Source organism: Kitasatospora sp. NPDC057738, from assembly GCF_042798815.1.
GTDB classification, from domain to species: Bacteria; Actinomycetota; Actinomycetes; order Streptomycetales; family Streptomycetaceae; genus Kitasatospora; species Kitasatospora lactacystinica.
In genome coordinates this window covers 58445-70319 of the sequence record NZ_JBHVJT010000052.1, presented here as the reverse complement: position 1 = coordinate 70319, position 11875 = coordinate 58445, and the positions used below count along the sequence as shown (strand labels likewise).

Below are 11875 nucleotides of genomic sequence, written 5' to 3'. Positions count from 1 at the left end.
GGGGGGAAAAGCACTCGCAGAGTCTTTTTGCCACACATAGGGGGGAGGCAAGAGAAAAAAAAAGCGAGGGGGTCCCTTTCCCCGACGTGCAGCGCCCCCCCTCGCCTCCCCGTTCCCTCCCGTCCCCTCCTGTTCCCCTCCCGCTTCCCCTCCGTCGCCGCCGCCCGGCTTCCCCGTCCGAGCGCCCCTGCCGGCGTCCCCACACACCGCAATTCCTCCCCTCGGCCGATCATGGCAATCCTTGAGTGCCGTCACTCGTACGAGGGGCTTCTCCCGTTGACCAGCGGGTACACGGAAGCCTTATCCGGACATGCGTATGACGGGCCCCGTCCCCGGTGGGAGACAAGGCCCGTCACTCGCGCGCGTTGTGTCGCGCGGTGCGCACCCTCACCCGATCGGCGGAGGGCGGCCGTTGAAGGGGCCGGGCGGAACGGCGGAACTCAGCCCACCGGCGCCGGCCGGGCGGCCCGGCCGGCGCGGACCGGGGGCGTCTCTCGGGCGCAGGCGTACGCGAGCGGGCCGATCACCTCGGCGGCGTCCGGCAGCCAGCGGTTGAGCGCGGAGGGGGAGCGGGCCCACTGGGCGTACCCGAGGGAGCCGATCCGGGACGGCGGGGCGACCGTCCAGTCCCCCTCGCCCCGGGCGACCAGGTCCAGCCGGCCCGGCGGCCGGCCGAGCCGGCGGAGCATCTCCGGGAGCCTGGCCGCGGCCCCGGGCAGGACCAGGAAGTGCAGTCGCCGCCCGATCCGCCCGGGCGCGGCGGGCTGGACCACGACCGGGCCGAGCTGGAGGTCCATCCGCTCCATCCGGGCGAGCGCCAGGCAGCCGGCCGTCTCCGGGACGTCCAGCACGTCGAACGAGCGCCCGGTGGGCAGCAGGATCGACGCCCGGGGCCGGTCGGTCCACCAGCTCCGCACCGCGCCGGGACCGGCGCTCGCCGTCCGCGCCCAGTCCGCGTCCAGCGGGTGGGCGCCCGGCAGCGTGCAGCGGCGGTCCCCGCAGGAGCAGCGGACACCGCCGCCGCCGTCGTCGATCAGCCAGGCGCCCGGGGCCACCTCCCAGTGGCGGTTCTCGGCGTAGCCGACGGCTTCGACGAGCAAGGGGGGTGGAGCGGCCTTCTCGTTCCGGTCCGAGGCGTCGGGGATGTCTTCCACGGGGTACTCAACTACCGTGTGTGAGGCTGGTTACGGCCCGATGGCGCCCGGTTGGGTGCATCCCGGCAATGTCACCCGTTCCGGTTAGTCGACCGAGTTGGTGGGGCCGAGGGCAGGCGCAGTGGGGGCGCACAGGAGCATTTCCCAGGGCGCAAGGGGGGTGCGGTTCGTCACCGTGGGTATCCCGCTGGCGTTGCTGATCGCTAACCTGGTGTCAGATTCCTTGGACGGTCGGACAGTCGGCAACAGATCAGCAGAATCGTCGCCCGCCGGCCGGGACCGGAGGGTGTGGGGAGGCGAAGCCCAATGGCCGCGAGACCACTCGTCGCACGACAGCCCAACGAGCGTCTGCAGCAACTGATCCAGGAGGCCAGCTGCTCCAACGCCGGCCTGGCCCGGAGGGTCAACCTCTGCGGTGCCGAGCACGGGCTGGACCTTCGGTACGACAAGACCTCCGTGGCCCGCTGGCTGCGCGGGCAGCAGCCGCGCGGGCAGGCGCCGGCCGTGATCGCCGAGGCCCTGGGCCGCAAGCTCGGCCGCAGCGTGTCGGTCGAGGAGATCGGCATGGCGGACGGCAAGAACCTGAGCTCCGGCATCGGGCTCCAGTTCGCGCCGACCATCGGTGCCGCCCTGGAGCAGGTCTGCGAACTCTGGCGCAGCGACGTCGGCCGGCGGGACTTCCTGACCGGCGCGACGGTCGCCGCCTCCGCGCTGGTGGAACCCAGCCGGGACTGGCTGATCACCCCGCCGGACCCGGTGGTGGCGCGGGCCGGCGGCCCCCGGGTCGGCCCGACCGACGTGGCCGCGATCAGGGCGACCACCACGATGCTGGTCGACCTGGACCACCGCTTCGGCAGCGGCCATGTGCGCCCGGTGGTGGTGCACTACCTCAACTCGGTGGTCTCCGGCCTGCTCGGCGGCGCCTACCGGGAGGAGACCGGTCGCCAACTCTTCGCCGCCGTGGCCCGGTTGACCGAACTGGCCGGCTACATGGCGGTGGACACCGGGCAGCCCGGCCTCGCCCAGCGCTACTACATCCAGGCGCTGCGGCTGGCCCAGGCCGCCGACGACCGCGGCTACGGCGGCTACGTGCTGGCCGCCTCGATGAGCCACCTGGCGGCGACCCTCGGCAACCCGCGGGAGATCGCCCAACTCGCCCGCGCCGCCCAGGAGGGCGCCCGCTCGGTGGCCACCCCGACGGCGATGGCGATGTTCTACGCCGCCGAGGCCCGCGGCCACGCCCTGCTCGGCGACGCCCGCTCCTGCGAGACGGTGTCGGCCAGGGCCCTGGAGATGATGGAGCGGCGCCGCCCGGAGGACGACCCGGACTGGATCGCCCACTTCGACGACGCCTACCTCGCCGACGAGTTGGCCCACTGCCACCGGGACCTGGAGCAGGCCGGCCAGGCCGAGCACTACGCCCGCCGGGCGCTCGACCTGCACCCGCCGACCCGGGTCCGGCGCCGTGCGGTGGACCTCGTCCTGCTGGCCACCGCCCAGCTCCAGCAGCGGGACCTGGAACGCGCCTGCGAGACGGGCGCCCAGGCGGTCCGGCTGCTGAGCGGGCTGCGGTCCAACCGGGGCGTGGAGTACCTGGACGAGTTCCGGCGCCGGCTGGAGCCCTACCGGGAGCAGCGGGTGGTCCGGGAGTTCCACGCCCGCGCGGACGCCGAGGCGGCCTAGGGCGTGCCGGGCCGGTTTCCGTGCCCCGGGCGCGGGCCCGCCTCCGCGCCTCGGGCCCGGGGGCGGCCCGGGCCCTGGGCGGTCGCGGATCGTCTGTGCAGGGAGCGTGACGGATGTCCCGCCCACGTGGTCACCCGGTGAGGCGAACCGGTAGCGTGGGCGCGACGTCCAAGGAACTGTGATGCTCCCAAGAACCGACGAGATGTGGTCCGCCGTCAGTGCGCGGTCCTGCACAGGTGAGGAATCGCGTTGAGTCAGCGCCGCTCGTACCCGAACTCCGGTGACTTCAACCTGGACGACCTGTTCCGCCCCGAGCCCGGCCAGCCGCAGGGGCAGCCGGGCCAGCCGGGCCAGCCGGGCCAGCCGCAGGCCCACTCGGCCGTGCCGCCGGTGGGACAGCCGTCCGGGCAGCCGGAGTACCTCGGCGAGGGCGCGCACGCGCTGCCGACCCAGGCGATGCCCGCGCAGCCGGCGCCGGGCCAGTCGATGCCCGGGCACTCGCTGCCGGGCCGGCCGATGCCGGGGCAGGGGGCCCCGTGGGGCGCGCCGCAGCCCGGGTACGGTGCCCCGCAGCCCGATCCGGCTCCGGAGACCCAGTACCTGCCGCCGTACCCCGCCGGCGACCCGCAGGCGGCCGGCTACCCGGCGGCGCAGGCCCAGCCCGGCTACCCGCAGCCGCAGCCCGCGCCGGGGTACCAGGCCTATCCGCCGGCCGCCCAGCCGCAGCCGGCCTACCCGGCCCAGGACCACCACCAGGGCTACGCCCCGGAGCAGGGGCAGGACTACGGCCAGGGGTACGACCAGGGGCCCGACGCGACCCGGGCGGGCGGCTCGGGACGCGGCGGACGTTCGTCCAACAAGCTGATCATCGGCGGCGTGGTGGCGGGCTGCGCGGCGGCCGGCATCCTGGTCGCCGTCCTGATGAGCGGCGGCGACGAGACCACGGACGACAAGAAGAGCACCCCGGCGGCCGCCACCGCCGGCGCCACCACCACCCCCGGGGCGCCGAGCGCGAGCGGCTCCGGCGCCGCCGTCGACCCGGAGGTCAAGGCCCAGGCGCAGCCGCTGTCGGACCTGCTGGGCACCGCGAGCGACAGCCGCAGCTCGGTGGTCTCCGCGGTCGCCTCGGTGCAGAAGTGCGACAAGCTGCCCGAGTCCCAGCAGGCGCTGACGGCCGCGGCCGGCAAGCGGCGCGAGCTCCAGAGCAAGCTCGGCCAGCTGAAGGCCGACAAGCTGCCCGGCGGTCAGCAGCTGGTCGACCAGCTCAACGCGGCCTGGACGGCCTCGGCCCAGGCCGACGACGAGTACGCGCTCTGGGCGCAGGACGCGCAGGGCTCCTGCGACGCGAAGAAGCAGGACAACCAGCACTACAAGAACGCCGTCCAGGCGAGCGGCACCGCGACCACCGCGAAGAAGCAGGCCGCCACGCTCTGGAACGCGATCGCCGCCCAGACCGGACTGCCCAACCGGAGCGACGGCGACCTCTGAGCGACGACGGTCGACGAGGGACAGCGGCTCCTGAACGACGAGGGGGACGGGCCGCAAAGGCCCGTCCCTCTCTCTCGCCCCGGGCGGTCCGCGTCAGGCCGGCGGACGGCCCCCGGTGAGCGCCCAGCGGATGTCCACGAAGCCCGGCTGCTGCAGGGTCATCCGGCCGTTCTTGACCACCTGGTAGGTGACCCAGGTGTTCACCAGCCGCGGCGACCCGCCGCTGGGCAGCATGTTGGTGGTGCCCCAGTTGAGCGGCGGGGTGATCCCGACGTCGATGCCCTCCCCGCTGTCCAGCAGCGAGGAGACCGTCTTCGGGGTGACCGTCCGGCCGCCCTCCGCCAGCTTCTGCACCGCCGTCCGGAACACCTCGTACGCGACCCAGGTGGTCTGCACGCCCGGGTCGGAGACGTCGATGGGGTGCCCGCCGGTGGTGTCGGTGCGCACCACCGCGCGCAGCCCGTCCCAGATCTTCGCCGACTCCGGCGGGTACCAGCTGGTGACGTAGGCGCCGCCGAGCGGGCCGGCGTCGCCGCCGGTGGAGTCCACCACCGACTGCTGGACGCTGCCGATCACCGAGGCGATCCGGGTGTTCTTCGCGTTCAGCCGCCGGTAGGAGTCCAGCAGGTTGCCGGTCGGCTCGGCGGCCAGGGCGCTGGTGATGCAGTTGCCCGGCTCGTCCTTGCCGATCGCCTTGCGGATCACCGGGGTGTAGTCGGAGGACTGCTCGGGCGCCTTGACGTCCGTCAGCTTGATCCCGGCCGGCCGCAGGGCGGTGCCCAGGTAGCCGAGCAGGTTGTCGCCGGCCGGGGTGTCCGGGCGGACCAGGGAGACGGTCCGGCAGCCGGCGTCCACCAGCTGGCGGCCGTTGCCCGCGATCAGCGCCGGCATGCCGCCGTCCACCGGGTAGGACAGCGGGCTGGAGAACTCCGGCTGGGAGAGCCCGTAGCCGCCGATCAGCGGGATGCCGGCGCGCTCCAGCACCGGCATGAACGCCTCGCCCCACTGGCTGTAGGAGCCGATCACGGCGACCACCTTGGCGTCCACCGCCTGCTGGGCACAGGCGCGGGCACCGTCCGCGGTGTTGTGCTCGTTGCAGGTGATCACGCGCAGCCGGTGGCCGTTCACGCCGCCCTTGGCGTTGACGTCCTGGCCGATGGCGGAGGCGAGCGCCGTCATGCCCGGGCGGTCGGCGGAGCCCGTGCCGGCCGGGGCCCAGGTCATCACGGTCAGGTCGTCGCCGGTGGTCGAGGCATCGGCCGGTCCGCCGCACGCGGAGGCCGAGAAGAGGGTGGGGAGCAGGGCCGCGGCGGTGGCGGCGGCTGCGATCGGGCGTCGGCGGCGGCGCCGCACGATCGGGGGACGGGCCTGGAAGGAGTCCCTTCGGCTGGTCATCGCTTTTCCCTCTCTGGGGCGCACTCCGGCGCACCGGAGCAAGCCAAGCCCCGGCGTCACAAGCCGAGAGGGCAGAAATGCGAACGGATGGCGAACGGCCGCCGAAATCCGGAGTGGTACGCGTGTAGATCGCGAGTGGAGCACGAACAGAGGGGGAACGTACGATCGTTCACCATGTCCGCCAGCACAGATTCTTCGTATCGGTCCGCCCGAAACCCTTCTCGTCCGGGTCACCGCTCCAGCACGATGGGCGGCATGCCGCTCAACGACCTGCCCTGGTGGCGCTGGCGAGCCCGACTGCGCTCGGCGCTGCACATGCTGTCCGACCCCGCTTTCCAGCAGGAGACCTGGCTGACCGGCCGGGAGGGGTACGGCGACGTGACCGACGCCGTCTACCGCCTCGTCGAGGACACCTGGCTGGACCGCTGGTCGGCCGAGAAGTACATCGGGACGGTCCTACGAGACTCCGCCGAGGCCGCGCTGGTGGACGTCGCGGTGCTGCGGGCCGTGCAGATGCTGCACGAGGTCGGTGCGGACGCGCCGGCCTCCGCCTACCTCGGCCACCCCGGCTGGCCGGAGACCGTCCGGGCCGCCCGCGAGGCGCACGTCGTGCTGGCCTCGGGCGACGGGGACGACCCGGACGCGTCGCCCAAGTCGCTGGACGTGCTGCGCATCCTCACCCGGCTCTGACCCGCCGGACCGCCGCCGTCCCGCAGTACGGGCAGCGGGGCGGCGGGTGTCCGGGATGTGACACGCTGGACCATCCACGCACGTCACGACCTCAGAACGGGAAACTCCCAGTGGAACAGCAGCCGGTCAGCGCCCAGTACGTCCTCACGCTGTCCTGCCCCGACAAGCAGGGCATCGTCCACGCTGTCTCCAGCTACCTCTTCATGACCGGCTGCAACATCATCGACAGCCAGCAGTTCGGGGACGGTGACAGCGGGCTCTTCTTCATGCGGGTGCACTTCTCCGCCCCCGAGCCGGTCACCGCCGACAAGCTGCGGGCCAGCTTCGCCGCGATCGGCGCCTCCTTCGGGATGGACTGGCAGATCCACCCGACCGAGCAGCGGATGCGGATCGTGCTCATGGTCAGCAAGTTCGGGCACTGCCTGAACGACCTGCTCTACCGCACCCGGATCGGCGCCCTGCCGGTGGAGATCGCCGCGGTCGTCTCCAACCACACCGACCTGCGGGACCTGACCGAGAGCTACGGCATCCCGTTCCACCACATCCCGGTCACCAAGGACACCAAGGCCGAGGCCGAGCAGCGGCTGCTCGACCTGGTCGCCGAGGAGAACGTCGAACTGGTCGTGCTGGCCCGCTACATGCAGGTGCTCTCCGACCGGCTGTGCACCGAGCTGTCCGGCCGGGTGATCAACATCCACCACTCCTTCCTGCCGAGCTTCAAGGGCGCCAAGCCGTACCACCAGGCGCACGCGCGCGGCGTGAAGCTGATCGGCGCCACCGCGCACTACGTCACCGCCGACCTGGACGAGGGCCCGATCATCGAGCAGGAGGTGGCCCGGGTCACCCACGACGTCAGCCCCGACCAGCTGGTCGCGCTCGGCCGGGACGTCGAGTGCCAGGCGCTGGCCCGCGCGGTGAAGTGGCACAGCGAGCACCGGGTGCTGCTGGACGGGACCCGTACGGTCGTCTTCGCGTGACCGCTCCGCGCGGGTCGTTCCGCGTGACCGCTCCGCGCAGGCGTTTCGCGTGACCGCTCCGCGCAGGCGTTTCGCGTAGGCGTTCGCGCGGACGGCGGGCCGCTACGGCCGGGAGAGCAGCGGGAGCGCGTGCAGCACCTCGCGGACCGCGGCCCGGTCGCCGTGCTCGCCGACCGGCAGCCGGTCCGGGTCGCGGTGCGCGGCGGCCAGCTGGCACAGCTCCAGGCCGTCCAGCACCATCGACGCCACCGGCTCCCCGCCGGGCGGCCCGCCGCTGCCGACGGCGGCGCCGTCGCCGTCCAGGGCGATCAGCCACTCGCCGCCCGCCGGGCCGTCGACCATCAGCCGCACCCGCCGGGCCGTCCGGGCCCCGCCCTCCGGCGCACCCGGCGCCCAGGCGTGCTCGGGCCGGGCCGCGCGCAGCCCGGCCAGCGCCCGGGGGAGCAGCCGGACCACCAGCTCCACCATCTGCCGCAGGTGCTGCGGCGTCGGCGGGTCGTACGGGTAGGCGACCGCCCGGGCCACGTCCTCGCCGTGCACGAAGCACTCGAAGGCGCGGTCCACGAAGGCGTCGCGCAGCGGCAGCACCGCGAAGCCGTAGTCGACCGGGGTGTTGCCCTGCGGCACGAGCGCGGCGCTGCGCACCAGGTCGTGGGCCTGCCGCCGCCAGCGGGAGCGCACTGACTGCGGCGCCAGGCCGGCCTGGTCGGTGATCAGCCGGGCGGTGCGCGCGGTGACCCCGGCGTACCGGCCGCCCTGCGGCGGGACGCGCGGCACGGACGGTCCGGACGGTCCGGCGGCCGGCTCCTGCGGGGGCACCCGCCGCCCGGTCGGTGCGGCGGGCGGGCCCGGAGCGGCCGGCACCGGGTCGGGCAGGCCGAGTGCCAGCGCCAGGAAGCCGTCCACCGCGGTCAGGTGGCCCAGCACCTCGGCCGGGCGCAGCCGCTCGGTGCCGCCGTGCCACGGCAGTTCCGCCACCTCCTGCCACTCCTCCGGGCCGAGGTCGCGCAGCAGCGCGTCGAGCTTGGCGGTCTCCGCCGTGTACGGCATGCCCCAGGCGGGGACGGGCAGTTGGGCCGGCCGGCGGGCCAGGCACCAGTCGAGCACCTGCTGGCGCAGCGAGCCGGGCTGGTCCAGCGGCTCGTCCAGGGAGAGCCAGCCGGCCGCCTCGCGCAGCCGGGCCGCCTCCTCGGCGCACTCCCGGCAGTCGCGCAGGTGCTGCTCCAACTCGGCGGCCTCGCGGGCCGGGCAGGCGCCGAGGGCCCACGCGCCGAGCATCGAGCGCAGGGCGTCGTGCCGCTCCTCAGTGCCGCTCACGTCTCCCCGTTCCCGTCCCCGGTGCCGTCCTGGCGGGCGCGTTCGTCGGCCAGTTCGGTGGCCAGCAGCTCCAGACCGAGCCGCATCCGCTGCTTGGCGGCCTGCTCGCTGATGCCGAGCAGTCGGGCCGTCTCGCGGTAGGTGCGGCCGTCGTAGTAGGTCACCGCGATGGTCTCACGCAGGGGTTGGGGCAGGGAGTCGACCACGTACTGCATCCTCGCGGCGGTGGCCACGGCGCGGATCTCGGCCTCCGCGCCCGGTGCGAGTTCGGCGGCCCGCCGGGCCCGCAGCCGTTCGACCGCGCGGTGGTGGGTCAGCGCGCCGAGCCAGGAGCGCAGGGTGCCCCGGTCGGGGTCGAAGTCCTCGGGGTGCTCCCAGACGTGGGCGAAGACCTCCCGGGTGAGCTGGGTGGCGGCGGCCTGGTCGGCGAGTATCCGTCCGGCCAGGCCGTGCACCATCGGTGCGAGCTGGTCGTAGAGTTCGCCGAGCGCCGTCTCCTCGCCGCGGGCGAGGCGGCGCTGCAACTGCTCGTCCCAGCGCGGGGTCCGCTCCGGGGTGGCCATCGGGAACCACCCTCCTGACCGGGTTCGCTGGCTTACCCAACGGTATCTTGCGGCCGGGCGGCGCCGGGGGCGATTGCGGCAAGAACGGAACCGTTCCCGGCGGATCACCCCTCCTCATGGATGTGCCTCCCGGCCCGGATCCCTCGCCCGGATCCTCGGCCCGGATCCCTCCGGGATCCTCGCCGGGGTCCCTCGCCCGGCCGGGTCGTCCTCCCGCGGCCGGATCGTCGGACGGTACGACGGTCGGCCGGTGGGACCCGTCCGCCGATGCCACTGTTCGAGGGCCGTCGGACACATGTCGCACGGGTGGTTCGCGAGTGGCGGGCGGGGTGCGCGGGGCGCACGGCGGTAGGTTCCCGACTGCGGGACCGGCGGGTCGGCCCGGGACGGACGATCACCGGTACGAGCCTCGCGAGAGTGAGCGGGACAGTATGCACCGCGCTGTCGCCCGATCGCCGGAATATGCCCGAAGCGCTTGCTGCGGTCCGTCCCCCCGCCCATCCTGAGGCGTATTCGTGTCGCGGCGGGGTGCCCGACCGACGAGACGGCGCGGGCGAGTGGGCGCGGACGGACAGACCGGGCGGGCGCCCGGGCACGGCTCGGGTGGCGCCGGGCGACGTGCGAGGGCCCGCCGGCCGATCCGGCCCGATCGGGACTATGGCCGAACTGCGAGTGCGGGTGGTGGAGCGGTGCAGGTTCTTCAGGTACAGCTGGCGGTGCAGGCTGACCCCGCCGAGGTCGGCCGGGCCCGCCGGTGGGTGCGCTCGCGGCTGCTGAACCACGGGGTGGACCCGGACGCGCCGATGGCCGAGACGGTGGTGCTGGTGGTCTCGGAGCTGGTGACCAACGCCGTGGTGCACACCGGCTGTCCGGCCGTGCTGAGGCTCTGTCTGCCGGTGGCCGACGGCCCGCAGGAGGGCGGACCGGCCGCCCCGCTGCGGGTGGAGGTCGCCGACGCGAGCCGGGCCGCGCCGACGCCGCGGCACGCGGGCGCGGACGAGGACGCGACCAACGGGCGCGGCCTGGAGCTGGTCGAACTGCTCTGCGAGCGCTGGGGCTGGTACCCGGAGGACTCGGGCAAGCGGGTCTGGTGCGAGATCGGCAGCGACGCCCGTCCCGCGGATCCGCTGGCCGACGTGGACTGGGCGGCTTTGGCGCAATAGCGGCTTTCGCGGCGGCCGTCGGACCGTGCCGATCACGGTGCTGATCACCGGCCGAAAGGTGACGCAACCATTCCGAATTTCGGACTACCCATTGACGTGACGTATCCGACTGATCACGCTTGGGTGCGGCGCTCCGTCGCGAGGGGACGCCGAGGGGACGTCCGTCCACCGCCGCGGTGCCGCTGTCCAGGGGATTCGTGCCGGCAGGGCGGACCGCGGACGGCCGGTCACGGGCCGCTCCTCGGCGAGTGCGGAGGGTGTGGCGCGGGATCAGGGCTCGCGCGCCGGGGTTGGATGGCGGCCTGCCGTACCGTGCTCGGGGTGGGCGCGGCCTGCCGCCATCCGATCCGCCGCCGGCGCGCGACGGGATCCGGCCACCGGTCGGGCGGTCGCCGGGCCGCGCTCAGGAAGCGCGGCCTTCCGGGAGGGAGCGGAAGGTGCGCCGGTAGGCGCTCGGTGCGACGTCGAGCCGGCCGCGCAGCTGAAGTCGCAGCGAGGCGGCGGTGCCGAAGCCGGACTCCCGGGCGACCTGGTCGATCGTCAGATCGGTCCGTTCCAGCAACTGGCGGGCCCGCTCGGTGCGCTGGGTGGTGATCCACTGGCCGGGGCTGGCGCCGGTCTCCTCGCGGAAGCGCCGGGTGAAGGTCCGTACGCTAATCCCCGCCCGGTCGGCGAGCTGCCGCAGCGCCAGTGGCCGGTCCAGGTGCTCCAGCGCCCAGGCGCGCACCGCGGCGGTGCCGCTGCCGCCGGAGTCCACCGGGCTCGGGGCCTCCACGTACTGCTTCTGCCCGCCCTCGCGCCACGGCGGCACCAGGCAGTTGCGGGCCACCGCGTTGGCCACCGCGCTGCCGTGGTCGCGGCGCACCACGTGCAGGCACAGGTCCACCCCGGCGGCCACCCCGCCGGAGGTGAGGATGTCGCCGTCGTCGGTGTAGAGCACGTCGGGGTCCAGCCGCACCTTGGGGAACAGCCGGGCGAAGCGCTCGGTGTAGCGCCAGTGGGTGGTGGCCGGGCGGCCGTCCAGCAGGCCGGCGGCGGCCAGGATGAAGGAGCCGGTGCAGATCGACATCAGCCGGGTGCCGGGCCGGATCCGGGCCAGCGCGGCGGCCAGGGACGGGGTGAAGCAGGCGTCGGCGACGGCCGGAGCGGAGTCGGCGGAGGCCGGGATCAGTACGGTGTCCGCCCGTTCCAGCAGTTCGGGCCCGTGGTCGACCATGACCCGGAAGTCGGCGCTGGTGGTGACCGGCCCTCCGTCCAGGGTGCAGGTGGCCACCTCGTACAGCGGCCGTCCGGCCGGATCCTTGGCGCCGCCGAAGATGCGGGCGGGGATGCCGAGTTCGAAGGCGATCACGCCCTCCAGGGCGAGTACCGCGACCAGGTGTGCCATGCCGTCCCCTCGGGCGTCGGTGGGTCCGGGCCAGGGTACTGCGGGCCATGGCCCGAAT

The 11875-nt window shown here is 74.2% G+C and carries 10 protein-coding genes; 5 read left to right on the top strand and 5 right to left on the bottom strand.

Features of this window, described 5'->3' with window-relative positions; translation table 11 throughout:
- Window positions 1–440 precede the first annotated feature (440 nt).
- A complete protein-coding gene (locus tag ACFVGO_RS26255) occupies window positions 441–1154 on the bottom strand; it encodes a bifunctional DNA primase/polymerase (protein WP_359902170.1) in 714 nt (237 codons plus the stop codon).
- Between the two features lie 306 nt (window positions 1155–1460).
- Between ACFVGO_RS26255 and ACFVGO_RS26250 the strand changes: the two genes are divergently transcribed.
- Together ACFVGO_RS26250 and ACFVGO_RS26245 are read left to right on the top strand one after the other, a co-directional pair.
- Entirely contained in the window at window positions 1461–2837 is a 1377-nt protein-coding gene (locus ACFVGO_RS26250; RefSeq protein WP_359902173.1) for a transcriptional regulator, read from the top strand.
- A gap of 249 nt (window positions 2838–3086) precedes the next feature.
- Window positions 3087–4325 (top strand): hypothetical protein, encoded by a 1239-nt coding sequence (locus ACFVGO_RS26245; RefSeq protein WP_380634380.1) that lies wholly within the window; start codon window positions 3087–3089, stop codon window positions 4323–4325.
- 93 nt (window positions 4326–4418) lie between these two features.
- Here the strand turns inward: ACFVGO_RS26245 and ACFVGO_RS26240 are convergent, their stop codons facing one another.
- The gene (locus tag ACFVGO_RS26240) at window positions 4419–5720 is read right to left on the bottom strand and encodes an ABC transporter substrate-binding protein (RefSeq protein ID WP_359902179.1); all 1302 of its coding nucleotides are present in this window, start codon (window positions 5718–5720) and stop codon (window positions 4419–4421) included.
- A 174-nt stretch (window positions 5721–5894) separates the two neighbouring features.
- Between ACFVGO_RS26240 and ACFVGO_RS26235 the strand changes: the two genes are divergently transcribed.
- Window positions 5895–6410, top strand: coding sequence for a hypothetical protein (locus ACFVGO_RS26235; RefSeq protein WP_380351887.1), 516 nt, complete (start codon window positions 5895–5897; stop codon window positions 6408–6410).
- Between the two features lie 110 nt (window positions 6411–6520).
- On the top strand, window positions 6521–7387 hold the full coding sequence (gene purU / locus ACFVGO_RS26230; RefSeq protein WP_359902185.1) for a formyltetrahydrofolate deformylase: 867 nt from the start codon (window positions 6521–6523) through the stop codon (window positions 7385–7387).
- A 102-nt stretch (window positions 7388–7489) separates the two neighbouring features.
- On the opposite strand, the gene ACFVGO_RS26225 is transcribed toward purU, so the two are convergent.
- Window positions 7490–8704 (bottom strand): zf-HC2 domain-containing protein, encoded by a 1215-nt coding sequence (locus ACFVGO_RS26225; protein WP_380634377.1) that lies wholly within the window; start codon window positions 8702–8704, stop codon window positions 7490–7492.
- Complete coding sequence (locus ACFVGO_RS26220; protein WP_359902191.1) at window positions 8701–9267, bottom strand: sigma-70 family RNA polymerase sigma factor; 567 nt, start codon at window positions 9265–9267, stop codon at window positions 8701–8703. Before ACFVGO_RS26220 ends, ACFVGO_RS26225 begins: the two co-directional genes overlap by 4 nt.
- 689 nt (window positions 9268–9956) lie before the next feature.
- On the opposite strand from ACFVGO_RS26220, the gene ACFVGO_RS26215 reads away from it, so the two are divergent.
- A complete protein-coding gene (locus tag ACFVGO_RS26215; protein WP_359902194.1) occupies window positions 9957–10430 on the top strand; it encodes an ATP-binding protein in 474 nt (157 codons plus the stop codon).
- 403 nt (window positions 10431–10833) lie between these two features.
- Here ACFVGO_RS26215 and ACFVGO_RS26210 read toward each other — a convergent pair whose 3' ends face one another.
- Window positions 10834–11817, bottom strand: coding sequence for a GlxA family transcriptional regulator (locus tag ACFVGO_RS26210; RefSeq protein WP_380634375.1), 984 nt, complete (start codon window positions 11815–11817; stop codon window positions 10834–10836).
- Window positions 11818–11875 lie beyond the last annotated feature (58 nt).

Coding starts and splice junctions, on each gene's coding strand:
- ACFVGO_RS26210 (WP_380634375.1), bottom strand. CDS start 11,817: ATGGCACACCTGGTCGCGGTACTCGCCCTGGAGGGCGTGATCGCCTTC.
- ACFVGO_RS26235 (WP_380351887.1), top strand. CDS start 5,895: ATGTCCGCCAGCACAGATTCTTCGTATCGGTCCGCCCGAAACCCTTCT.
- ACFVGO_RS26220 (WP_359902191.1), bottom strand. CDS start 9,267: ATGGCCACCCCGGAGCGGACCCCGCGCTGGGACGAGCAGTTGCAGCGC.
- ACFVGO_RS26250 (WP_359902173.1), top strand. CDS start 1,461: ATGGCCGCGAGACCACTCGTCGCACGACAGCCCAACGAGCGTCTGCAG.
- ACFVGO_RS26240 (WP_359902179.1), bottom strand. CDS start 5,720: ATGACCAGCCGAAGGGACTCCTTCCAGGCCCGTCCCCCGATCGTGCGG.